Raw genomic sequence first — 21,076 nt, forward strand, 5'->3', positions numbered from 1 at the left:
AATCGCCTCACCGATTCCCATCCCAACGAGGCGCTGCATGAAGATTTCCCGTTATCTCTCCCGTGTCCTGGTCCTGACGCTCGGCGCAGCCGCCGTGGCCGCCAGCGGCGCGGCCTTCGCCGCCGACAAACCCTTGAAGGTGGGCGTGCGCGGCGGCGTCGACGAGCAGATCTGGGAGGTGGTGACGAAGGTCGCGCAGAAGGACGGCCTGGCCGTCGAGCCCGTGGTCATCACCGGCACCGCCAGCCCGAACGAAGCGCTCAACAACGGCGACCTCGACGCCAATTCGTTCCAGCACATTCCGTTTCTGCGCGACCAGATCAAACAGCGCGGCTACAAGATCGTGTCGGTGGGCAACACGCTGATCTCGCCGATCGCCTTCTACTCGAAGAACTACAAGTCGCTCGCCGCGCTGCCCAAGGGCGCGAAGGTCGGCATTCCGAACGACCCGAGCAACCAGACCCGCGCGCTGGTGATCCTGCGCGACGCCGGCCTCATCACGCTGAAGGCGGGCTTCGATCCCTACACCGGCACCGCCACGCTGGCCGACGTCACCGCCAATCCGAACCAGCTCGAATTCGTCGAGAGCACCTCGGTCGTGCTGGCGCGCTCGCTGCCCGACGTGGATACCGCGGCCATCGTGAACAGCTTCGCCTACCAGGCCGGCCTGATCGCCACGCGCGACGGCATCGCGGTGGAGAAGAAGGAAAACAATCCCTACGTGAACATCATCGCGGTGCGTGAGCAGGACAAGGACAAGCCCTGGGTGCCGCGCCTCGTGAAGGCCTACCATTCCGAGGAAGTGCGCAAGTTCATCGAGACCAAGTTCGAGGGCTCGGTCATCCCGGTCTTCTGACGCGCACGGTGTCCATGCAATACGAAGCGCCCTTCGAGGCGGCCGCCCGCGAGGGCGCGGCCGCCTCGCCGCACATCGTCTTCTCCGGCGTCGGCAAGCGGTACGACGGCGCGCCCGCCGCCGCGCCCGCACTGGCGGATATCTCGTTCTCGATCGGCCGCGGCGAAGTGTTCGGCATCATCGGCCGCAGCGGCGCGGGCAAGTCCACGCTGCTGCGCTCGATCAACATGCTGGAGCGGCCCACGGCGGGCCAGGTCCTGATCGATGGCGCCGACGCCGGCACGCTCGACGAAGACGGCCTGGTGCGGCTGCGCCGCCGCATCGGCATGATTTTCCAGCACTTCAATCTGCTGTCGTCCAAGACGGTGTCCGGCAACGTCGCGCTGCCGCTGCGGGTGGCCGGGGTGCAGCCCGCCGAGGCCCGCCGGCGCGTGCAGGAGCTGCTCGAACTGGTGGGCCTCGCCGACAAGGCCGACGTGTATCCGGCCAAGCTCTCGGGCGGGCAGAAGCAGCGCGTCGGCATCGCCCGCGCGCTGGTGCACGAGCCCGAGATCCTGCTGTGCGACGAGGCCACCTCGGCGCTCGATCCCGAAACCACGCAATCGATCCTGGAGCTGCTGCAGGACATCAACCGCAAGCTGGGCCTGACCGTGGTGCTGATCACGCACGACATGGCGGTGATCCGCGCCGTGTGCCAGCGCCTGGTGGTGCTGGACCGGGGCCGCGCCGTCGAACAGGGCGAGGTCTGGCGCGTGTTCGGCGATCCGCGGGCCGACGCCACGCGCGCCCTGCTCAAGCCGCTGCAGCACGACCTGCCGCCCGACATCGCCCGCGCGTTGCGCGCGCAACCGGTCGAGGGCGGCGACGTGGTGCTGGCCCTGCACTACGCCGGCCGGCGCGATGCCGCCGGCCTGCCGCTGGCCACGCTGGCCGCGCTCGGCCCCGAAGCCCGCCTGCTGCACGGCGGGCTGGACCGCATCGGCGGCCACGCCCAGGGGCGTCTGCTGGTGGCGCTGCCGCTGGCGGCGGATTTCCATCACGGCCGCGACGCGCTGGGCGCCACGCTGTCGGCCGAACGCATCGAGGTATTGGGCTATGTCGCCAAGCACGCTTGACCGCTATCTGCGCGCGTTCCTGGAAACGCTGACCATGGTCGGCATCTCGGCGCTCATCGCCATCCTGAGCGGGCTGGCGCTGGCGCTGGTGCTCACCGTGACCGCGCCCAGCAGCCTGTATCCGCGGCCGCGCCTGAACAAGGCGCTGTCGATCACGGTGAACACCTTCCGCGCCATCCCCTTCATCATTCTGCTGGTGGCGATGTTGCCGGTCACGCGCTGGATCGTGGGCACCACGCTCGGCACCTGGGCCGCCATCGTGCCGCTGTCGGCCAACCTGATCCCCTTCTTTGCCCGCATCGCGCAGGTCAGCCTCAACGACGTGGACCCCGGCCTCATCGAAGCCGCGCGCGCCATGGGCTGCCGGCGCCGCCACATCGTGCGCCACGTGCTGCTGCCCGAGGCCCTGCCCGGCATCATCGGCGGCATGACGGTGAGCGTGATCGCGATGATCAACGCCTCGGCCATGGCCGGCGCCGTCGGCGCGGGCGGCCTGGGCGACCTGGCGATCCGCTATGGCTACGAGCGCTACGAGACGCGCGTGATGTTCGAGGTGATCGTGATCCTGATCGCGCTGGTGTCGGTGGTGCAGTTCACCGGCGAGTGGCTGGCGCGCCGCGCCGACCACAAGCGCTGAGGGCGCAGGCTGCGATAGCTGGGGACCCGCGCCTCATGCCGTCTGCCACCAGCCGCACCCGCTCGACGAGAAAGCCAGGACCATTCTCTTCGATACCTACTGGAAGGGCGGGTGGATCCCGGCGCCGCAGACCGATCCCGCCGATCTGGCCTACGCGCAGGCGCAGGGCATGATGTTCGCGCCGGTCACGCGCTCGCACGATGAATGCCTGTCGCAGCGGCTCGAATGCCGCGACCGCCTGCCCGCACGCACGGCCGGCCGCGCCTTCGTCGCCAGCCTGGCGTACGCAGGCGTGCTGCGCGCCGCCGACCTCGACCGCCCCGCGCGGGGCAAGAGCGACTGGCGCTGCGAAGACGGCTACTGCGCCGAGACGGCGGCCGCCTGGTTCGGCCCCTGGCTCGCCTGACCGCTGCGTGGACGCGGCGCGGCTACCGCGCCGGGGCGGCCCCACCGGTTGAGGGCGCAACCAATATGCTTTTGCCAAAAAGGGGCTCGAATCCCGACCGACTTGGGGGTACAGTAGCCCCGCAGGCAAGGCGCCCGGCTCTCGGGCCACGCGCATTGCGGAAGGTTGCCGGATCGTGATTCGCGGGGCAGCACGTCCCATCGCATGACCTGCTTTCGTTCCCGATGCCAGGGCGCTCCCGCTTGCGGATTGCAAGCCACAGAACAGAGCCAACCCCATTCGGAGACACACTGGCCATGACCCGCAGCCCGACGCACGACCCGCAAGACCGCGACATTCCCGTTTGCCTGGGGCCCCTGCCCCGCCTCGATCCCCCCTCCTTCGACATTCCGCACGGCGCCTGCGACACGCACGCGCACGTGGTGGCCGACGGCCCCGGCTATCCGCTGGTCCCGACCCGCACCTACACGCCCCCGCCCGCCCCCGAATCCGCCTATCTGGCCATGCTCGATGCGCAGGGCATGACGCGCGGCGTGCTGGTGCAGATCAGCGTCTACGGCACCGACAACCGCTACATGCTGGAGGTGCTCCGGCGCAATCCGCAGCGGCTGCGCGGCGTCGGCGTGGTGGATCCCTCCGTGAGCGACGCCGAGCTGGAGGCCATGCACGCGGCCGGCGTGCGCGGCCTGCGCATCAACGTGCTGTTCGGCGGCGGCGTGGGCTTCGACGCGATGGAGACGCTGGCCAGCCGCATCGCCGGGCTGGGCTGGCACATGCAGTTTTTGATGGACGCGCGCCAGCTGCCGGAGCTGCTGCCGCGCATGCGCAAGCTGCCCGTGCCCGGCGTGATCGACCACATGGGCCATACGCCCGTATCGCAGGGCACGCACAGCGAAGGCTTCAAGGCCATGACCCACCTGCTGCAGGACCACGGCTGGTGGGCCAAGCTGTCGGGTGCCTACCGCATCTCGGATCGCTTCGACGACTACGCCGACGTGACGCCGTGGGCGCGGGCGCTGATCGAGGCCGCCCCCGACCGGCTGGTGTGGGGCAGCGACTGGCCGCACGTGCACATCACGCAGATGCCCAACACCGGCAAGCTGCGCAATCAGCTGGCCGACTGGGCGCCCGACGCGCAGGTGCGCCGCCGCATCCTGGTCGACAACCCGCAACGCCTGTACGACTTCCCCGCCCTCTGAGCGGGCTCGGGCATCCCTGAACGGCGCCCCGGCACGGCCGGCGCGCTTCGTTTCATCCATGACAGAGACAAACCATGCAATGGTATAGAGAACTGAGTACCACCGAACGCCGCACCTTCATCGGCGCCTTCGGTGGCTGGGCCATCGACGCCCTGGATTTCATGGTGTTCACCTTCGTCATCTCCACGCTCATCACGCTGTGGGGCATCGACAAGGGCCAGGCCGGCATGCTGGGCACCGTCACGCTGCTGTTCTCGGCGGTGGGCGGCTGGCTCGCGGGCATCCTGGCCGACCGCTACGGTCGCGTGCGCGTGCTGCAATACACGATCCTGTGGTTCTCGGTGTGCACGGTCGCCATCGGCTTCGCGCAGAACTTCGAACAGCTGTTCATCCTGCGCGCGCTGCAGGGCCTGGGCTTCGGCGGCGAATGGGCCGTGGGCTCGGTGCTGATGGGCGAGATCGTGCGCGCCGAACACCGCGGCAAGGCCGTGGGCACGGTGCAGAGCGGGTGGGCGGTGGGCTGGGGTGCGGCCGCCATTCTCTACACGCTGGCGTTTTCGGTGCTGCCGCCCGAATGGGCCTGGCGCAGCCTGTTCTGGATCGGCGTGCTGCCGGCCTTCCTGGTGCTGTACATCCGCAAGCACGTGCCCGAACCCGAGGTGTTCGAACGCACCCGCGCCGCGCAGGCCCAGTCGGCCCATCGCACGTCGTTCTGGGCCATCTTCTCGCCGGCGCTGCTCAAGACCACGGTGCTGACCTCGGTGCTGTGCACCGGCGTGCAGGGCGGCTACTACGCCATCACGACCTGGCTGCCCACGTTCCTGAAGACCGAACGCAACCTCTCGGTGCTGAACACCGGCGGCTACCTGCTGGTGATCATCCTGGGCTCGTTCGTGGGCTACATCGCCGGTGCCTACCTGGCCGACCGGCTCGGGCGGCGCGCCAACCTGCTGATCTTCTCGGTGCTCTCGGCCGGCAGCGTCTACCTGTACACGCAGGTGCCGCTGTCCAACGAGCAGATGCTGTTCATGGGCTTCCCGCTCGGCTTCGCGGCCTCGGGCATCTTCAGCGGCATCGGCGCCTACCTCACCGAGCTGTTCCCCTCGGCGGTGCGCGCCACCGGCCAGGGCTTCGCCTACAACTTCGGCCGCGGCATCGGCGCGCTGTTTCCCAGCCTGGTCGGCTTCCTGAGCCAGACCCACGGCCTGGCCTGGGCGATCGGTGCGTTCGCAACCGGCGCGTACGTGGTGGTGATCGTGACGGCGCTGGTGCTGCCGGAAACGAAGGGGCGGCAACTCAGCTGAGTTGAACGGCCGCCCGGGCGCGCGGCTCAGTCCGCGCCGCCCACCTCGATGCCGACGACCCGGCCCTCGGGCGGCAGCATGTCCTGCGCCAGGCGGGCCAGCGGCGTGCGCAGGTCCTCGGACAGCGCGGTCGAGCACAGCGCCATCGGCGCCTCGCCCGCGCGCGGCGGCGCGGCCAGTCCGTGTTGCTCGAGCTGCTGCGCCACGCGCTGCGCGATGGCGGCGGCGGTTTCGATGAGGCGCAGCCGATCGCCGAAGCGGCGCCGGATCGCGGGCATGAGCCAGGCGTAGTGCGTCGAGCCGAGCACCAGCGTGTCGGCGCCGGCGTCGACCATGGGCGTGAGGTACTGCGCGAGCAAGGTGTCGACCACGGCGCCGTCGGCCGCGCCCTGCTCGATCTGTTCGACCAGGCCATGACCCGGCTGGCAGATGAAGCGGCAGGCCTGCCCGTGCGCGGCCAGCAGTTGCTGCAGCTTGTCGCTGCGCAGCGTGGCGGCCGTGGCCAGCACGCCCACGACTTTGCTGGCCGAGGCCTGCACCGCCGGCTTGATGCCGGGCTCCACGCCGATGATGGGCACGGCCAGCCGCTCGCGCAGGTCGGCAATCGCGTGCGTGGTGGCCGTGTTGCAGGCCACCACCAGCGCCTTGGCACCTTGCTGCACCAGCCATTCGGCCAGGGCGAGGCTGCGGGCCCGGATGAAGGTGTCGGTCTTCTCGCCGTAGGGCGCGTAGCGCGAATCGGCGATGTAGATCAGCGCCTCGTGCGGCAGGCGCCGGCGGATCGCGCTCACCACCGACAGGCCGCCCAGGCCCGAATCGAATACGCCGACCGGGGCGGCGTCGCGGAGAGAGAGGTCTTGCATGATGGGGCGGCTTCGGCAGGCAAAAGGAGGCTGCGGCATTCTACTCCCGGCCGACGGGCCCGGCCCGCGGGATGCGGCAGGCCCGTGGCGGCGCGCGCTTGACGCAGGTAAAACGATCGTTTTACATTGGGCCCATGGACACACACAGCCGCCTCCTCGCCGCCGCCGAGCAACTGTTCGATCGCCACGGCTTCACGCCGACCGGCATGGACCGCCTGGCGCAGGCCGCCGACATGTCGAGCCGCACGCTCTACAAGCACGCCGGCAGCAAGAACGCGCTGATCGCAGACGTGCTGACCGCGCGCAACCAGCGTTTCATGACGCGCATCGAGGTGGATCGGGTGGACGCGCTGTTCGCCGCGCTCGAAGCCTGGATGCGCAAGGAAGGCAGCCGCGGCTGCCTGTTGCTGCGCGCGCAGGGCGAGACGGGCGGCGACACCCCCGAGATCGCGCGCGTCGTGGCGGCCTACAAGGCCGAGCTGGCGACGCGTATCCGCCAGATCGTCGCGCGCGAGCGCGGCACCGACGATCCGGCACTGGCCGAGCAGATGCTGGTGCTGTTCGAAGGCGCGACGGCGGCCGCGATGTATCGCGGCGTGGCGGCGGTGGCGGCGGCACGCGCCGCGGCCGCCGTGCTGATGGACCGGGCCGGCCGATGAGCGCTGGCTGGCGCCTGGGCGCCGTGGGCTTCGGCCTCATCGCGGTCTGCTACGGTCTGGCGCGCTTCGCGTTCGGCCTGTTCCTGCCCCGCATCAACGCGGACCTGCAGCTCTCGGCCTCGCTCGGCGCGCTGATGTCGGGCGGCGCGTTCCTGGGCTATTGCCTGGCGATCGGCGCCGGCGCGGCGCTCACCGAGCGCATGGGCCCGCGCTTCGTGGCCGTGGCCGCGGCCGGGGTGGCGGCCGCGGGCATGCTGGGCATCGCATTGGCGCCGGCGCCCGGGTGGCTCGCGGCCGCGGTGCTGCTGGCGGGCTCGAGCACCGGCCTGGCCTCGCCGCCACTGGCCGCGGCCGTCGCGCTCGCCGTGCCGGCGGGGCGGCAGGACGCGGTCAACACCCTGATCAATGCCGGCACCGGCGCGGGCGTGCTGCTGTCCGGCCCCGCCGCCCTGGCGCTGGGCAGCGACTGGCGCCTGGCCTTCGGCGGCTTCACCGCGCTCGCCGTGTTGGTTGCGCTGGCAACCTTCCGCGTCGTGCCGCGCGGCGGGCGCAGCGCGCATGCAGCCGTTGCCGCGCTCTGGCCGTTGAATGGCGCGCTCAAGCGGCTGGTGGCCGCCGCCTTTCTCTGCGGCGCGTCGAGCACCGCGCTATGGTCGTTCGGCAGCCAGCTGGTGGCGCTGCGGCTGGATTGGGGCGGCACCGGCGCGGGCCTGCTGTGGATGGTCATTGGCGCGGCCGGCATCGCGGGCGCAGGCGCGGGCCGGCTGATCGGCCGCGTGGGCATGGCGCGCGTGCACGTGGCCTTCCTGGCGGCCATGGCGGCCGGCATCGCGCTGGTGGGCCAGACCGGTGCCACGCCGGCCTGGACCCTGGCCGGCGCCGCGCTGTTCGGGGTGGCCTACATCATGCTCACCGGCGTCTATCTGGTGTGGGGCGTCGGCGCGCTGCCGCAACGGCCGGCGGCGGGCCTGATGGTGGGCTTTCTGGCACTGGCGGTGGGCCAGACGGCGGGCGCGCCGCTGTTCGGCCTGCTGATGACGCGCCTGTCCGCCGGCCATGCGGCGGCGGCGTTCGCCGCCCTGGCCCTGGCCGCAGCCTGCGTGCGCACCGCGCCCGTGCGTCAGCGCTCGCTGTAGAGCACGCCGCCCTTGGCCTTGTTCTCGGGATCGGCCTCCACGATCGACACCACCACGCGCTCGGCGGCGATGTCGAAGCTGTCGACCACGGCCTGGGTGATACGCTGCAGCAACAGCTTTTTCTGTTCGGGCGTACGGCCCTTGACGGCAAACACGACGACTTCCGGCATGACGATGCTCCTGGGAGACCGCGCGCGACACGCGCAACGAGATGCACGATTGTGTGGCGGCGGCGTGGCGCCGGCAAGTGCTGCGCAGCGCATGTCCTCATGCGGTTTCCGCCACGCGCGACCGCGTCGGGTTGTGCGCGCGGAGCCCCGCCATTAACATCCCGGCCACACCGGAAAACGAGGAGAGCGGCGCATGTGGCGCAATCTGGGCTGGTCGTTCGCGAGCGTCATGGCGCTCATCTGCGGCGTGGCGAATGCCGTGCTGCACTGGTGGTTCGTCATGAACGAGGCGATGTGGCCTTACATCATCTTCGAACTGATCCCCGGCGTGCTGGGCCTGCTGTTCGGCGTCTACGCCATCCACCGCAGCGGCAGCAAGGTGGCCTGGGTGGGCTTGCTGCTGGCCCTCTCGCCGCTGATCACCTGGCTCAGCCTCTGAGCCGCCTCAGCCGGCGCGTGCGTGCAGGCGCGCATGCAGCGCGCGCACCTCGCCGGCCAGCTCGGGCGCCGGGCCGTCCACTGGCGTGCCCGGAATCACCTCCTGGATCGAGAGCGCCCGCACCGGGCCCGGCGCGATGCCCCACTCCCCCAGCCACTCGCCGAGCTGGCGCGAGGAGGTGGCATAGACGATCCGCCCCAGCCCGACCCAGCCATGCGCGGCCGCGCACATCGGGCAATGCTCGCCCGAGGTATAGACGGTTGCGCGCGCACGCGCTTCGGGCGTCATGTGGGTGGCGGCCCAGCGCGCGATCGCAAACTCCGGATGCTGCGTGGCATCGCCGCCGCTCACGTGATTGAAGTCCTCGAACAGCACCTGGCCCGTGGCGTCCACCAGCAGCGATCCGAACGGCTCGTCGCCCGCCTCCAGGCCCGCGCGGGCCAGCGCCACGGCGTGGCGCAGGTGCTGCATATCGGTCTCGTCGATCATGATGGGGCGTCCTCCGGTGTGTCCGCCGATTCTTGCATGAATCCGCCGGGCTTGAGTCTCGCGTGCAATCCCAATACAACACGTGCACGTGGAACACGGAGAACGAATCAGTGCAATCGCCTCACGAGATCATCTGCACACTCACATCGCGCGCCTTCAGAACTCGAATGCCGACACGAAGGAATTGCCATAGCCTCTGTCCGGCCTGAATTGCTGGCACCAGTCCTCGTCGTTCTTGAGCCCGGGGCAGAACTTTTCGTACATATGGAGATCCGCGATGCGCCACGGCGAACTCGCGTCCTTGCGCTCGAGCGAATAGGCCACACGCTCTCCTTGCGCCTTGCGCTGCTTCTCCCGGTCTGTCATGCGATAGCCGGGCGTCGGCGGCGTGGCATTGCGCACCGTGGCCAGCACCAGCGCCTTGAGCTCCGTCTGCTTCACGACCTCGGTGATCTCACGCGACATGATCGTTTCGAAGCAACTGCCGACTAGCTGGCGGCGCTCGCTGAAGTCGGCGGTGAGCAGCTCGTTCATCTTTTCGAAAGCCTGCTTTTTCACCGCCTTGGTTTCCTGGCAGGTCCGGACCTTGAACTTGTCCATGCCATCGATGGCGGCCCACCACGACTCCACGGCAGCTTCGGGGGTGCTCGCCGAGGTCTGGACACTGGGCACGGCCGCCTGGATCCGTTGCCAGGGGCTCTCATCTTTCTCCTGGCATCCCGCCAGCATCAATACGGCTGCGACGGCAGCCATCGACATACGCTTCACGTTCACCCTCCTTATTGTTGAACGCGCGAGCGTAACATGTGGAAATATCGCTGTCCGAAACCTTAACAACTTCGCCGCTCGACGCGCCCGATTCACGGTAAAAAGTCCGCTGCCCATCGATGAGCGACGCCGTGGAAAGCCAGCACCAGATCACCTATACCCTCAACGCGCGCGACTACGCCGCCATGACGCGCGAACTGACGCGGCGGCCGCTGTGGCGCGGCGCCGTGATGCTGGGGATCATGCTGGTGGGCGTCTGGTGCCTGGTGGCCTATTCCACCGGCGTGTATGACCCGCTGTTGATCGCGCAGGGGATCCATCGGAGCGGCGCGCTGCCGTGGTTCCTGGGCGGGATGGGCGCGGCGGTGCTGCTGGCGGTCTCGAGCCACTGGTTCGCCTGGGCGATTTCGTTTCTCTACTATCGCCAGCTCGCGTCCGCCGATGCGGTGATCACACTGGGCCTGGCCGACGACGGGATCCACGCGACCTCGAGCGTGGCGAACACCGATCTGCCGTGGGCCTCGGTCAAGCGCGTGGTGCGCACGCGGGAGCATGTGTTCCTGACGATCTCCAGGCGCGAGGCCCTGATCATGCCGCGCCGCGCCTTTGCGAGCGACGCGGCGTTCGAGGATGCCACGCACTATGCGCGCGAGCGCATGGCCGCCGCAAGCCAGCGCCTGGCGCCAGCCCTCTGAGCAAGCGCGTCCGCGCCTACACCGCGACCGACACCCAGATCTCGGTGCCGTTGGGCAGCTGTTCGCGCGTGAGCGTATCGAAGCAGCAGCCCCAGCGCGGTTGGCCGGGCGCGCCGGGCAACACTTCCTGGTAGACCCGCAAGGGCGCGGACGCCTGCGAGCCGTCGGGCAGGCGCAGCTTGACGTTGTAGGTGCCCGGCCCGTTCAGTTCGCCCACCGCGTCGGCAGGCACCACGACCGAGCCGCGGCCGGGAATCTGGAAAGTCTCTGCGATGGTGAGCAGTTTGCGCATGCGGCACTCCAGGTTGGCTGGCCCAAAGCGTTCACGCGACAGCGCGTGACGCGCGCGGGCCGCGCGGATGTCCCGCAACACTACCATTGTTCGGACCCGGCACGCGGCCCGGCGCGGCCGGTGCCTCTCCGGCAGCCGGCTCCATGACAGGCGCACGATCGCCCGCGGCCGCGATTGCAACCGTTGGCAATTCCGGTAGGCGATTCGGGAAACAGCCCCGATACTGGCGCTTCTTCCAGGAATGGTCCAACCCGCCATGACGCTGTGCCAGCCCGCGATCGTGGTATCCGAGGCGCATGCCTGCGCCATCGCCTATGTCTGGGCGCGCCGCAACGAGATCGCCCCGCAGAAGGTGGAGCGTCTCGCGCAAGAGTGGTTCGCAGGCCGTGGCAATGCAAACCAGCGCACCTGGACGTCGCTCATCGAATTTCTGCGGAGCCGGTTGCCGCACGCCGCCTACGCCAATCTCTGAGGGGGCCGCCGATCAGGCGAACTGGAGATCGTCCAGTGCCCGCATGCCCGCGTCCCAGGCTTCATCGTAGGTGCTGAAGCGTTCCGCCGTTTCGGTCACGCAATGGAGCAGCCCCGCGGCCTCGTCCAGCGTCACGAGGCGCCAGAAAAAGCTCATCACATTGGGCTGGAGCACTTCCAGCGTGCTGACCAGAGAGGTACCGACATGCTTCCACACGGCTCTGCGTTCGACGCAAGCCGCCACTCCCCACCCTTCTTCTGCCTCGTGACGCCCTGGTTTTCCGGGCCACGCGCAGATCACTCCCGACCGAAAGCCCGCCGCCCGTCAGGCCGATGCCTTCCCGCACCGGTCCGGCGGGGTCCGCGCTGCACGCGTTTCGCGCCGCCCGCCGGCCCGATCGCCGACGCAGCCGATCCGTGCTGCGCACCCACGCCCGTGGAGTGCGGCCGGCCGCGGGCACCACACCGGCCTTCACCGGCCAAGGAATTCATCATGCGCGCTGCGGAACAGATCATTTCAGAACAACAACAGGCCCGCAAAGTGGCCACCCTCTGGGCCGACTCGCACGGCCAGGCCGTCCTGCCTTGCGTGGAATGCGCGGAACACTGGTTCCGTCAGAGCCTGCCCATCCACGAACGCACCTGGCGCACCCTGGAAATGCACCTGCGTGCGCATTTCCCGCTGCGCGCGTCGCGCTCCGACGACATGCCGGCGAGCAACCGGCCGCACTGACGCGCGGCGCCGGCACGGGCCCGCGGCGTTCTCGCTGGCCCGTGGAACGTTTTTCTCGCTTTTGTCACTCAGGACGAAAGGGAGAATGCCGTGATCGAAGTCCGAGTCCATCCACCGCGCCGCCGAAGTGCACCGCATGTCCTGAGCGCGTTGACGCTGGCCCTGCTGGCGCTGGGCCGGCCGGACTGCGCGCAGGCGGCCCGGGACTGGTTCGATGGCGCCACCTGGAGTGATGGACAGGTGCCCGACGCGACCAGCGCCAAGGAGATATCCGGTCCCGACCCGGTGTCCCTGGCCGGCGCCGGCGTCGTGCAACTCCTTCGCATCGGGCAGTTCGGGGTGGGCGAGCTCAACGTCGCGGGCGCCGCCGCCAGCCTCACGGGCTCGAATTTCTCGGTCGGCATCAACGGCGGCACGGGGATCCTGACGCTCGAAGACAACGCGCGCTGGACCGCCACCGACATCGACCTCGGCGCCACGGTGGGGTCGCGCGGCGACGTCACCGTCGATGCCAGCACGGTGAACGCCGCCGCGATATCCATCGCGGGATCCGGAACGGCCACCTTCGTGGTGCGCAACGGCGGCGTCGTCCGCACCACCAGCACGGTAATGGGCGAATGGGGCGGGGGTATCGCCACGCTCGTGCTGAGCGGAGACGGCTCGGAATGGCGCAGCACGGGCCAGGTCGACCTCGGCATGTGGTCCAGCGCCACCGTGAATGTCTCCGCCGGCGCCGCCTTCGAGACGCTTTCGGGCGCCACGCTGGGCCGGCTGCACCGCGACGCCAGCGCCACGGTCAACGTCAGCGGCGCCCGCAGCACCTGGTATTCCGAGGGAACGGTGGTGCTGGGCGACCTGGGCCGCGCCATCGTCACCGTCGCGGAAGGCGGCAACCTGACCGCGCCGCGGCTGGTGATCGCCCAGGGGGCGTCGGCCAATGGCCGGCTCGCCATCGGCGGCGACCTGGGCCTGGCGCCCCGCGCGGGCGGCACCCTGGACGTGGGCGCCATCGAATTCGGCGCGGGCACCGGCACGCTGGTCTTCAATGTGACGGGCAGCCCCGTCACGTACGCCGGCACGATCGCCGGCGCCGGCGACGTGCGCATCGCGGCGGGCAGCGTGATCTTCACCGGCGACAGTGCCGCGGTGGCCGGCGCATCCGGCGATCCGCGCACCTACGTGGACGGCGGCTCGCTCACGCTGCGCGGCGGCACGCTGCGCGGCACGGTGGCCGTGGCAAACGGCGCGCGCCTCGGCGGCGACGGCAGCGTCGGCAGCACCACGCTGGCGGCGGGCAGCGTGTTCGCGCCCAGCGGCAGCGCACCGTTCAAGGTCAATGGCGACCTCACGTTCAACCCCAACTCGGTGTTCGAGGTGTCGGCCGCGCCCGACGGCAGCAGCAGCCGGGTCGTCGTCAGCGGCGCCGCCAACCTCGCCGGTTCGGTGCTGCACGTCGGCGCCGCCGGCACCTACGCGCCCTACCAGCGCTACACCATCCTGCAGGCGAACACGCTCAACGGCACCTTCGGCAGCGTCACGTCCAACTACGCCTACCTCACGCCCGCGCTGGCCTACGAAGGCCAGGACGTGCTGCTGGAGCTGGGCCGCAAGCCGGTGCCCGACTCGGGCGGCTCGCGACCGATCACGTTCGCAGACCAGGCGCGCACCGGCAACCAGCGCGCCGTCGCCGACGCGCTCGAGACGCTGCCGACCGACAACCCGATCCACCAGGCCGTGCTGACCTTGCCGGAGGGCGCGCCCCCGGCCGCGCTCGCGCAGCTCGCGGGTGAATCGCATGCCGGCGCGGTGGGCGCGCTCAACGGCCTGGCGGGCGCGGCCCGCAGCGTTCCGTTCAGCCAGCTGCGACGCGGACTGGGGGCCTCGGCCCTGCCCGGCGCGCCGACCGCCAGCGCGGGCACCAGCGACGCGCCGCTGTCGGCCGCCACGCTGCCCACGTCCGGCGCGCTGCCGGCCTGGGCCCAGGTCGTGGGCCAGTGGCAGACCAGCGGCGGCAACGACGGCATCGCGCGCACGCGGCAGCACACCGGCGGCTTCTTTGCCGGCGCCGACACCGCCGTGGGCGGCGGCTGGCGGCTCGGCGGCGCGCTCGGCGTCACCAACAGCAAACTCAGCGTGGGCAGCCTGGACAGCAGCACCGACATCGACAGCTACAGCGCGACGCTCTACGGCGGCCGCCGCTTCGAGGCCGGCCCCGGCCACATCAACGTGCTGCTGGGCGCGGCCTATACCTGGCACGACATCGCCAGCGAGCGCAACGTCTCCTTCGCGGGCGTGAACCAGCAATTGACCGCCGACTACGGCGCGAGCTCGAGCCAGCTGTTCGGCGAAGTGGGCTACGGCCTGCCGGTGGGCGAAGCCAGTGTCATCGAGCCCTATGCCGGGCTGGCCTTCAACGACCAGCGCGTGCGCGGCTTCAACGAAGCGGGCGGCTCGGCGGCGCTGCAGGGCAAGCGTCAGCACGACCAGACCACCACGACCACGCTGGGCCTGCGCGGCGCGACGCGCTGGGACAGCCTCACGCTGAGCGCCGGCGCGGGCTGGCGCTACACCCTGGGCGACGTGGCCTCGCGCAGCCGGCTGGCCTTCGCCGACAGCGCGGTGTTCACCGTGGCGGGCGCGCCGATCGCGCGCAACGCGCTGGTCACCGAGCTGGGCATGGCGTGGCGGGCCTCGCGCGCACTCGCCCTGTCGCTCACCTATGACGGCGAATACGGCGGCAGCAGCCGCCAGCATGCGGCCACGCTGCGCGCCAACTGGGCGTTCTGACGCGGCGGGATCGGCCCCGCCGGTCCGCCCGCTGTGCTGACCCGGGCGCGTCACGCAGCCCGCGCGATCGCGCCCGGGCGCCGCTTTTCCGACTCGCGGTTGAACGCGCCCGCGCTCGCCGGCAAGGGGCGGGCACGCCAGATGCTATCCCTCGCGCGGGGACTCCCCGCAGGCCGGGCCGCTCGCCCGCGCCACGGGGGCCCCCTCTCAGTATCGAGATCCTATCCAGAGGGAACATCATGCAGACCACTCAACCTGTCTCCGCCTACGCAGCGCCCGGCGTCGAATCGCCGTTCTCCGCCGTGTCCTGGGGCGCCGTGATCGCCGGGGCCGTCATCGCGGCCGCGGTCTCCGCCATGCTGGTGACGGGCGGCACCGGGCTCGGCTTCCTGACGATGTCGCCCTGGCAGAACGAGGGCGCATCGGCCTCCGCCATCGCGATCGGCACGATTGCCTGGCTCCTGCTGAGCCAGATCATTGCCTATGGCGTGGCCGGCTACATCACCGGCCGTCTGCGCACCAAGTGGACCAGCACGTCGCGCGACGAGGTGTATTTCCGCGATACCGCGCACGGCTTCCTGGTGTGGGCGCTGAGCGCCGTGGTGGGCCTGATCCTGATCGGCTCGACGCTCGCCTCGGTGGTGTCCGGCACGGCAAAGACCGGCGCAGCGCTGGCGGGTGCCGGCGTGGGTGGCGCGACGGCCGCCGTCGGCCAGGCCGCGCAGTCCGGCTCCAGCCCGATCTCGCTGGACTACTTCACCGACACGCTGATGCGCCCGAACGACCCGGCGACCGCCACCGATCGCGGCGACGCCCGCCAGGAAGCGTCCCGCATCCTGGCGCGCAGCCTCGCCAACGGCAAGGTGTCGGACGCGGACCGCGACTATCTGGTGAAGCTGATTGCCCAGCGCACCGGCGTCGACGAAGCCACGGCACGCCAGCGCCTGACCGATGTCGAAACCCAGGCCAAGCAGGCCGCCGAGGAGGCCGAGAAGAAGGCCCGCGAGGCCGCTGACGCCGCCCGCAAGGCCGCCGCCGCGTTCGCGCTGTGGGCCTTCGCCTCGATGCTGATCGGCGCCTTCGTCGCCAGCTTCGCCGCCACCATCGGCGGCCGCGCGCGCGATCTGTGACACAGGCCCGAACCCGTGGCGTGCCGCCTGGCGGGGCGCCGCGGGTAAATGTGGCAGGAAGGGGCGCAAGCCCCTTTTTTTCGTTCTGATTCAAGAGCGAGATTACCCAAATCGCGCGACGGCTTTGTCTCCGGGCCAATACACACGAGCACCGAAGGCCGCGCGATACCCGCCCCGGCAAACCATCGCCGCACGCCGACCGCCATGCGACTATCGATCAGATATGTCATTCGCCGCCGGGCGATACGCGTCTTTGAAACATGCCGCAGATTCGCGGGATGCGACCCAGACATCACACCGTCGACCATTTGCAGAACGAAGCTCATTTTTTTCGCACCTTCAAACCCTTGTCCTTTCGGTAACTTGTGCGCACAACGATCTGCCTCGTATCGGGATATGGAATGAGCATATGGTTACCAACGGCACGACCAGCCATGGCAATACGCTTGCCCATACGTATGGAATAGTCAGTACGCTCTGCGGCGTGATTGGCCTGTTCCTGTCATTGCTTTCAGGGAAAAGCGCCTATCAATGGCTGCTCGTCGCAAGCGGGTGGGTAGTTGCGTCTTTTCTGGCATGGTTCCTCATCAGGACGTCCGACAAGCTGACCAGGATCATCGATGCTCACGATTCGCGCACGCACGATGATGCGCGCCGTATTGGCCAACTCGAAGAAAGAGTCGTCGACCTTCAACAAGAAATCGATAGACGCCTCGCCACCATGGATTACCTGAGCAGTCGCCTGATTGCGAGCCCGGCGCTTCCCAGGCGCGCATCTACACAAGACCCCGCCACACCGGAGTAGATATGACTTCGATCGATTTTGAAGATCTGCGGTATTACCCAGCATTGCGCACGCCGGGCGCCGAGATTCGTGGACTTTCCATGCTCGATGAGGCGCGAAAAGCCCGCATCATCCCGCTTATCACTCTCGGAAAATGGCCAAAAAGCGATGACTTTTCACGTTCGCTTTCCAAAGCTCGAGAAGCGATGGGGAACCAGCCATTTTTCCTGGATCTGCCCGATGACGTGCGCCACCATAGCAGCACAAGCATCGCATTGGCAGATTCCGCCGAAAACTTTTCCGCCTGGAGGGAATTTGTCGGCGCACATTCCAACGTGATCCCTGTTGTCCAGACGTCCCAAGGAAACAGGCGCCAGATCGTCCAACAAGCGTTGAGCCTCGAGGAGGCTCACCAATACCTTGGCTTCCGAATTCGCGATTTCCAGAGGGATACGCCACTGGTGATTGCTGCACTGAGCGCGCTGACGCGGGTTCAAAATGCAATGGTGTTCGTGGACGCGCAATACATTCGCTCCGCCCTTCCGGCGTACATTGCGGCGGTCACCGCGGCGATCAACTCCATTCGAACGGAAGTCCCGGAAACTCAAATCACGGTTCTATCGACCAGCTTTCCGTCTGCGCGAACGCAGTTTTTCGACGCGAGCCGCGAACGTGGCACGATTCCGATCCTGGATCGCGAGTTGCACCAAAGCATAGGCGGCAACAGCGTCGCATCCTATGGCGACTATGGTTCGATTCACGCCGTTATCTATGATGACCAACCGATCATGAAGTGGTCACCCACGATAGACTACGCCCAGGAGTACGACTGGGTATTTGAGCGTCGACCGGGGAAGGAGAGCAACACCGAAGGGTATCGCGAAGCGGCACAGGGCTTACTGAACCGCTTTCCTCACGTAGAGCAGTCAGATATCTGGGGAGACCAGATGATCCTGGAGGCTGCAGAAGGCCAACCTTTCGGTGCCTCACCGCAAAGCTGGATATCGGTGCGTGTAAATCTGCATCTCACTCGGCAGATCGACCTGGCTTACCAAGCGCCTGACGACAGTGAAGACGAGTTTGATTTTTGAGAGTCAGACAGGGCGTTGACGTGGAATCGCTGCCATGTTGCCGCTCACCGTTGCGACCGCCCGCAAATATTCCTGGATTCGCAAACGATGTTGTTCGACCGGATCATGGGCATTGCGCCTCATCGTTTTCGCTTGACGGATTTTCAAGGCGCGCTGGGGAGACCGCAGATATCGAATTGCCGCATCTCTCACCCGTAAAACGGGGAGTTCGGAAGCGGCAAGAAGCAGGTCCTCCCGCTTCCGTCCCGTCGACTTGCATCCTGCCTCCGCAAGCAAAGGGATCAGGGCCTTGACAGGTAAGTAACTCAACCAGGCCTGCAAACCGAGGGAGCTCGCTAACGTGGCTTCCCTGAGCTTGACCAAACCGCTTTCACTGACTTCCCACACGCCGACCGGTTCTTCGACCGTCGCAAGCACGGCCGACGTATGACAAGGCGCACAAACCACCGTGACTCGCTCGAAGTGCTTCAGATAGGTGGCAATCTGACCTGGCAAGCGGGTGAGATTGTCCCGCTCCCCTTTTATCTCGAAGGCGGAGAGGTGGCCATTGATAAGAACGACATCCGCACGCCGGGCGAATTGGGCCACGCAGAGCTCACTGAGCAGACGAGCACGGCCATCGACTTCCTCTGCACGGAGGTGCCGAGTGAGAAGACGCTTGATCTGCTTCTCTCCTAAGACGGCTGCCATAGTTCGTCGCGCAAACGCTCAAAAGACGATGGGATTGTAGCCAAGACGTCAGGCCGTGGCGGAGGTGCTGCTGAATGGCACCCCAAACGCGGACTGTTTGCGGCGCTCTTTATTGAAGCAGAAAAGAAAAAGGCACTTGGGCTTTCGCCCGAGTGCCTTTTTCTAGCGGTTTCCCGCAAATACGGTGGGGTGGCTGATGGGGCTCGAACCCACGACAACTGGAATCACAATCCAGGACTCTACCAACTGAGCTACAGCCACCGCTGCAAAGAGTACGAACTATAGCACGTTTTTTGGAATGTGCGCCAGTCGGTGATGGAAATGTCGCCTTGGGCGGGATTTTTTTTGCGGCGGGCGGGCGTCGGGGTGGGTCGGTCGGCGGCCCGCCCCCGCCGCGCGCCGCGGCTTGCTATCCTTGCCCCACGACAACGGGGCCGCATGCGTCTTGCCGGCCCGGATGAGCCTGGCCGCGCCATGCGGGGCGCCGGCCGGCCGACGGACTCAGGAAGGGATATGAGGATCGAAGCGCTGTTGCAGGAATACTGGCCCCACATCGTGTTCGCGGTCAGCCTGGTCGCGGGCACGGGTGCGGCGGTACACGCGGCCATGACCAAGCAGGACGTGCGGGCCGCGATCGGCTGGGTCGGCGTGACGCTGTTCTCGCCGTTGTTCGGCGCGCTGTTCTATTTCGTGGCGGGCATCAATCGCATCCGCCACACCATCGTGTCGCAGCAGCGCGACGAGGCGCTGCTCGCCAACGTGGATCCGCTCGATGCCGCGACGGTGGGCAACGTGGTGCCGTACAGCGGCCCGCAGTTCGCATCGCTGCGCACGCTGGGCGACCGCGTCACCTCCTTTCCGCTGTTGGGCGGCAACGCCGTGCGGCCGCTCGATGGCGGCGACGAGGCCTATCCCGCGATGCTGTCGGCCATACGCGCGGCCGAGCGCTGCATCGCGATGCAGAGCTACATCTTCGACAACGACGCGATCGGCCGCGAAATGGCGTGCGCGCTGATCGACGCCCATGCCCGTGGCGTGCAGGTGAGGGTGCTGATCGATGCGGTGGGCAGCCGCTATTCGCATCCGCCCATCGTGCGCATGCTCAAGCGCGGCGGCGTGCCCACCGCGCGCTTCATGACCAATCCGCTGGGCGTGCTGCGCATGCCCTACGCCAACCTGCGCAGCCACCGCAAGATCCTGGTGGTGGACGGCTTGCACGGCTTCAGCGGCGGCATGAACGTGCGCGCCGCGTTCGTCACCGCGCTCTCGAAAGACGCGACCAATCGCGACACGCACTTCGCCTTCGACGGCCCGGTGGTGGGCCAGCTGATGTCGGTGTTCGCGCACGACTGGAACTTCACCACGCACGAAACGCTGGTGGGCGCGCCGTGGTTTCCGGCGGAGCAGGCCGAGCCGGCCGGCGGCGTGCCGGTGCGCTGCGTGCCCTCGGGCCCGGACCGCGCGCTCGGCAGCACGCACAACATGCTGCTCGGCGCGCTGGCGGTGGCGCAGCGCCACGTGCGCATCCAGTCGCCCTACTTCCTGCCCGACCAGACGCTGATCGGCGCGCTGGCGACGGCGGCGCGGCGCGGCGTGACGGTGGATATCGTGATTCCGGGGAAAAACAATCTGCGGCTCGTCGACTACGCCATGACGGCGCAGCTCGACCAGATGATCCGCACGGGCTGCCGTGTGTGGCGCACGCGCGGCGCCTTCGATCATTCCAAGCTGATGACGGTGGACGACGCGTGGTCGTACGTGGGTTCGTCGAACCTGGACCCGCGCAGCCTGCGGCTGAACTTCGAGCTCGACACCGAGATCTACGATCCGGCGATGGCGCGCTGGATCGGCGCGCGCATCGACGTGCACATCGCCCAGGGCCGGCGCGAAAGCCTGCGCCGCCTCTATCGGCTGCCGTTCATCAAGCGTCTGCGCAACCGCCTGATCTGGCTGGCCTCGCCGTATCTGTGAGGCCGGGCGCGCCGCTCAGGCGAGCTTGGCGAGCGCGTCGGCGCGCGTCTCGGTGACGTTCAGGATCGCGAGGAAGCCGCTGATGTCGAACACCTCGCGCACGTGCGGCTGCAGCGCGCACAGCACCAGCGCGCCGCCGCCCTGCTTCAGGCGCTTGGCCAGCACCAGCACCACGCGCAGGCCCGCGCTCGAGATGTAGTCGAGACGGCCGAGGTCGAGCGCGATCTTGCGTTCGCCCTTCTCGACCTGCGCGAGCAGGTCGGTCTCGACGGCGGCCGCGTTGGCGCTGTTGATCTGGCCTTCGGGTGCGACGACGAGGATTTCGCCGTGCTTTTCGGTTGCGAGGTTCATGGGATTTCCCGGTGCGGTCGCGGGCGGTACGGGTGCCGCC

25 protein-coding genes and 1 tRNA gene are annotated in these 21,076 nt (G+C 68.4%); 17 read left to right on the forward strand and 9 right to left on the reverse strand.

Annotated features, from left to right (window positions below):
• Positions 1–37: 37 nt before the first annotated feature.
• The 6 genes from CEG14_RS19480 (at position 38) to CEG14_RS19505 (ending at position 5,517) form a co-directional block, all read left to right on the forward strand.
• Positions 38–856, forward strand: coding sequence for a MetQ/NlpA family ABC transporter substrate-binding protein (locus tag CEG14_RS19480; protein ID WP_094828037.1), 819 nt, complete (start codon positions 38–40; stop codon positions 854–856).
• 14 nt (positions 857–870) lie between these two features.
• Positions 871–1,971, forward strand: a complete 1,101-nt coding sequence (locus CEG14_RS19485; protein WP_094828038.1) for a methionine ABC transporter ATP-binding protein — start codon at positions 871–873, stop codon at positions 1,969–1,971.
• Positions 1,952–2,608 (forward strand): methionine ABC transporter permease, encoded by a 657-nt coding sequence (locus CEG14_RS19490; protein WP_094828039.1) that lies wholly within the window; start codon positions 1,952–1,954, stop codon positions 2,606–2,608. The genes CEG14_RS19485 and CEG14_RS19490 overlap by 20 nt, the downstream gene beginning before the upstream one ends.
• Positions 2,609–2,777: 169 nt before the next feature.
• Entirely contained in the window at positions 2,778–3,014 is a 237-nt protein-coding gene (locus CEG14_RS19495) for a hypothetical protein (protein ID WP_094828040.1), read from the forward strand.
• A 296-nt stretch (positions 3,015–3,310) separates the two neighbouring features.
• Complete coding sequence (locus tag CEG14_RS19500) at positions 3,311–4,213, forward strand: amidohydrolase family protein (protein ID WP_094828041.1); 903 nt, start codon at positions 3,311–3,313, stop codon at positions 4,211–4,213.
• 74 nt (positions 4,214–4,287) lie between these two features.
• Positions 4,288–5,517: an MFS transporter gene (locus tag CEG14_RS19505; protein WP_094828042.1), complete on the forward strand. Its 1,230-nt coding sequence runs from the start codon at positions 4,288–4,290 to the stop codon at positions 5,515–5,517.
• A 26-nt stretch (positions 5,518–5,543) separates the two neighbouring features.
• Here the strand turns inward: CEG14_RS19505 and murI are convergent, their stop codons facing one another.
• Positions 5,544–6,380, reverse strand: a complete 837-nt coding sequence (gene murI, locus CEG14_RS19510) for a glutamate racemase (RefSeq protein WP_094828043.1) — start codon at positions 6,378–6,380, stop codon at positions 5,544–5,546.
• A 134-nt stretch (positions 6,381–6,514) separates the two neighbouring features.
• Here murI and CEG14_RS19515 point away from each other — a divergent pair, with 134 nt between their 5' ends.
• Positions 6,515–7,039 carry a TetR/AcrR family transcriptional regulator gene (locus tag CEG14_RS19515; RefSeq protein ID WP_094828044.1) on the forward strand — a complete coding sequence of 175 codons (525 nt, stop codon included), beginning with the start codon at positions 6,515–6,517 and terminating at the stop codon, positions 7,037–7,039.
• On the forward strand, positions 7,036–8,175 hold the full coding sequence (locus CEG14_RS19520) for an MFS transporter (protein WP_094828045.1): 1,140 nt from the start codon (positions 7,036–7,038) through the stop codon (positions 8,173–8,175). The genes CEG14_RS19515 and CEG14_RS19520 overlap by 4 nt, the downstream gene beginning before the upstream one ends.
• Here the strand turns inward: CEG14_RS19520 and CEG14_RS19525 are convergent.
• Positions 8,160–8,345: a tautomerase family protein gene (locus CEG14_RS19525; protein WP_094828046.1), complete on the reverse strand. Its 186-nt coding sequence runs from the start codon at positions 8,343–8,345 to the stop codon at positions 8,160–8,162. The two genes, CEG14_RS19520 and CEG14_RS19525, sit on opposite strands and share 16 nt — an antisense overlap.
• Before the next feature lie 193 nt (positions 8,346–8,538).
• On the opposite strand from CEG14_RS19525, the gene CEG14_RS19530 reads away from it, so the two are divergent.
• The gene (locus CEG14_RS19530) at positions 8,539–8,784 is read left to right on the forward strand and encodes a hypothetical protein (RefSeq protein WP_094828047.1); all 246 of its coding nucleotides are present in this window, start codon (positions 8,539–8,541) and stop codon (positions 8,782–8,784) included.
• A gap of 6 nt (positions 8,785–8,790) precedes the next feature.
• Here the strand turns inward: CEG14_RS19530 and CEG14_RS19535 are convergent, their stop codons facing one another.
• Together CEG14_RS19535 and CEG14_RS19540 are read right to left on the reverse strand one after the other, a co-directional pair.
• Positions 8,791–9,273, reverse strand: coding sequence for a nucleoside deaminase (locus tag CEG14_RS19535; RefSeq protein WP_094828048.1), 483 nt, complete (start codon positions 9,271–9,273; stop codon positions 8,791–8,793).
• Positions 9,274–9,429: 156 nt separating this feature from the next.
• On the reverse strand, positions 9,430–10,041 hold the full coding sequence (locus tag CEG14_RS19540; protein WP_143277247.1) for a hypothetical protein: 612 nt from the start codon (positions 10,039–10,041) through the stop codon (positions 9,430–9,432).
• A gap of 119 nt (positions 10,042–10,160) precedes the next feature.
• On the opposite strand from CEG14_RS19540, the gene CEG14_RS19545 reads away from it, so the two are divergent.
• Positions 10,161–10,736: a YcxB family protein gene (locus CEG14_RS19545; protein WP_094828050.1), complete on the forward strand. Its 576-nt coding sequence runs from the start codon at positions 10,161–10,163 to the stop codon at positions 10,734–10,736.
• A 16-nt stretch (positions 10,737–10,752) separates the two neighbouring features.
• Here the strand turns inward: CEG14_RS19545 and CEG14_RS19550 are convergent, their stop codons facing one another.
• Positions 10,753–11,028 (reverse strand): hypothetical protein, encoded by a 276-nt coding sequence (locus CEG14_RS19550; RefSeq protein WP_094828051.1) that lies wholly within the window; start codon positions 11,026–11,028, stop codon positions 10,753–10,755.
• 256 nt (positions 11,029–11,284) lie between these two features.
• Here CEG14_RS19550 and CEG14_RS19555 point away from each other — a divergent pair, with 256 nt between their 5' ends.
• On the forward strand, positions 11,285–11,500 hold the full coding sequence (locus tag CEG14_RS19555) for a hypothetical protein (RefSeq protein WP_094828052.1): 216 nt from the start codon (positions 11,285–11,287) through the stop codon (positions 11,498–11,500).
• Between the two features lie 12 nt (positions 11,501–11,512).
• Here the strand turns inward: CEG14_RS19555 and CEG14_RS19560 are convergent, their stop codons facing one another.
• Positions 11,513–11,716: a hypothetical protein gene (locus tag CEG14_RS19560; RefSeq protein WP_094828053.1), complete on the reverse strand. Its 204-nt coding sequence runs from the start codon at positions 11,714–11,716 to the stop codon at positions 11,513–11,515.
• 276 nt (positions 11,717–11,992) lie between these two features.
• Here CEG14_RS19560 and CEG14_RS19565 point away from each other — a divergent pair, with 276 nt between their 5' ends.
• The 5 genes from CEG14_RS19565 (at position 11,993) to CEG14_RS19585 (ending at position 18,024) form a co-directional block, all read left to right on the forward strand.
• Complete coding sequence (locus CEG14_RS19565; RefSeq protein WP_094828054.1) at positions 11,993–12,232, forward strand: hypothetical protein; 240 nt, start codon at positions 11,993–11,995, stop codon at positions 12,230–12,232.
• A gap of 90 nt (positions 12,233–12,322) precedes the next feature.
• Positions 12,323–15,019 carry an autotransporter family protein gene (locus CEG14_RS19570; protein ID WP_143277248.1) on the forward strand — a complete coding sequence of 899 codons (2,697 nt, stop codon included), beginning with the start codon at positions 12,323–12,325 and terminating at the stop codon, positions 15,017–15,019.
• Positions 15,020–15,258: 239 nt separating this feature from the next.
• On the forward strand, positions 15,259–16,149 hold the full coding sequence (locus tag CEG14_RS19575; RefSeq protein ID WP_094828056.1) for a hypothetical protein: 891 nt from the start codon (positions 15,259–15,261) through the stop codon (positions 16,147–16,149).
• Positions 16,150–16,558: 409 nt separating this feature from the next.
• Positions 16,559–16,954: a hypothetical protein gene (locus CEG14_RS19580; protein WP_094828057.1), complete on the forward strand. Its 396-nt coding sequence runs from the start codon at positions 16,559–16,561 to the stop codon at positions 16,952–16,954.
• Positions 16,955–16,956: 2 nt separating this feature from the next.
• A complete protein-coding gene (locus tag CEG14_RS19585) occupies positions 16,957–18,024 on the forward strand; it encodes a beta family protein (protein ID WP_094828058.1) in 1,068 nt (355 codons plus the stop codon).
• Positions 18,025–18,027: 3 nt separating this feature from the next.
• Here the strand turns inward: CEG14_RS19585 and CEG14_RS26090 are convergent, their stop codons facing one another.
• Together CEG14_RS26090 and CEG14_RS19595 are read right to left on the reverse strand one after the other, a co-directional pair.
• Positions 18,028–18,714: a sce7726 family protein gene (locus CEG14_RS26090; RefSeq protein WP_143277249.1), complete on the reverse strand. Its 687-nt coding sequence runs from the start codon at positions 18,712–18,714 to the stop codon at positions 18,028–18,030.
• Between the two features lie 185 nt (positions 18,715–18,899).
• Positions 18,900–18,975: transfer RNA gene (locus CEG14_RS19595), tRNA-His, on the reverse strand.
• Between the two features lie 213 nt (positions 18,976–19,188).
• On the opposite strand from CEG14_RS19595, the gene CEG14_RS19600 reads away from it, so the two are divergent.
• The gene (locus CEG14_RS19600; RefSeq protein ID WP_373454218.1) at positions 19,189–20,685 is read left to right on the forward strand and encodes a phospholipase D-like domain-containing protein; all 1,497 of its coding nucleotides are present in this window, start codon (positions 19,189–19,191) and stop codon (positions 20,683–20,685) included.
• Positions 20,686–20,700: 15 nt separating this feature from the next.
• On the opposite strand, the gene CEG14_RS19605 is transcribed toward CEG14_RS19600, so the two are convergent.
• Entirely contained in the window at positions 20,701–21,036 is a 336-nt protein-coding gene (locus CEG14_RS19605; RefSeq protein WP_094828061.1) for an STAS domain-containing protein, read from the reverse strand.
• Positions 21,037–21,076 lie beyond the last annotated feature (40 nt).

This window comes from Bordetella genomosp. 1, from assembly GCF_002261335.1.
Taxonomy (GTDB): Bacteria; Pseudomonadota; Gammaproteobacteria; order Burkholderiales; family Burkholderiaceae_B; genus Bordetella.

Coding starts and splice junctions, on each gene's coding strand:
- CEG14_RS19480 (WP_094828037.1), top strand. CDS start 38: ATGAAGATTTCCCGTTATCTCTCCCGTGTCCTGGTCCTGACGCTCGGC.
- CEG14_RS19485 (WP_094828038.1), top strand. CDS start 871: ATGCAATACGAAGCGCCCTTCGAGGCGGCCGCCCGCGAGGGCGCGGCC.
- CEG14_RS19490 (WP_094828039.1), top strand. CDS start 1,952: ATGTCGCCAAGCACGCTTGACCGCTATCTGCGCGCGTTCCTGGAAACG.
- CEG14_RS19495 (WP_094828040.1), top strand. CDS start 2,778: ATGATGTTCGCGCCGGTCACGCGCTCGCACGATGAATGCCTGTCGCAG.
- CEG14_RS19500 (WP_094828041.1), top strand. CDS start 3,311: ATGACCCGCAGCCCGACGCACGACCCGCAAGACCGCGACATTCCCGTT.
- CEG14_RS19505 (WP_094828042.1), top strand. CDS start 4,288: ATGCAATGGTATAGAGAACTGAGTACCACCGAACGCCGCACCTTCATC.
- murI (WP_094828043.1), bottom strand. CDS start 6,380: ATGCAAGACCTCTCTCTCCGCGACGCCGCCCCGGTCGGCGTATTCGAT.
- CEG14_RS19515 (WP_094828044.1), top strand. CDS start 6,515: ATGGACACACACAGCCGCCTCCTCGCCGCCGCCGAGCAACTGTTCGAT.
- CEG14_RS19520 (WP_094828045.1), top strand. CDS start 7,036: ATGAGCGCTGGCTGGCGCCTGGGCGCCGTGGGCTTCGGCCTCATCGCG.
- CEG14_RS19525 (WP_094828046.1), bottom strand. CDS start 8,345: ATGCCGGAAGTCGTCGTGTTTGCCGTCAAGGGCCGTACGCCCGAACAG.
- CEG14_RS19530 (WP_094828047.1), top strand. CDS start 8,539: ATGTGGCGCAATCTGGGCTGGTCGTTCGCGAGCGTCATGGCGCTCATC.
- CEG14_RS19535 (WP_094828048.1), bottom strand. CDS start 9,273: ATGATCGACGAGACCGATATGCAGCACCTGCGCCACGCCGTGGCGCTG.
- CEG14_RS19545 (WP_094828050.1), top strand. CDS start 10,161: ATGAGCGACGCCGTGGAAAGCCAGCACCAGATCACCTATACCCTCAAC.
- CEG14_RS19550 (WP_094828051.1), bottom strand. CDS start 11,028: ATGCGCAAACTGCTCACCATCGCAGAGACTTTCCAGATTCCCGGCCGC.
- CEG14_RS19555 (WP_094828052.1), top strand. CDS start 11,285: ATGACGCTGTGCCAGCCCGCGATCGTGGTATCCGAGGCGCATGCCTGC.
- CEG14_RS19565 (WP_094828054.1), top strand. CDS start 11,993: ATGCGCGCTGCGGAACAGATCATTTCAGAACAACAACAGGCCCGCAAA.
- CEG14_RS19575 (WP_094828056.1), top strand. CDS start 15,259: ATGCAGACCACTCAACCTGTCTCCGCCTACGCAGCGCCCGGCGTCGAA.
- CEG14_RS19580 (WP_094828057.1), top strand. CDS start 16,559: ATGGTTACCAACGGCACGACCAGCCATGGCAATACGCTTGCCCATACG.
- CEG14_RS19585 (WP_094828058.1), top strand. CDS start 16,957: ATGACTTCGATCGATTTTGAAGATCTGCGGTATTACCCAGCATTGCGC.
- CEG14_RS26090 (WP_143277249.1), bottom strand. CDS start 18,714: ATGGCAGCCGTCTTAGGAGAGAAGCAGATCAAGCGTCTTCTCACTCGG.
- CEG14_RS19600 (WP_373454218.1), top strand. CDS start 19,189: ATGCGGGGCGCCGGCCGGCCGACGGACTCAGGAAGGGATATGAGGATC.
- CEG14_RS19605 (WP_094828061.1), bottom strand. CDS start 21,036: ATGAACCTCGCAACCGAAAAGCACGGCGAAATCCTCGTCGTCGCACCC.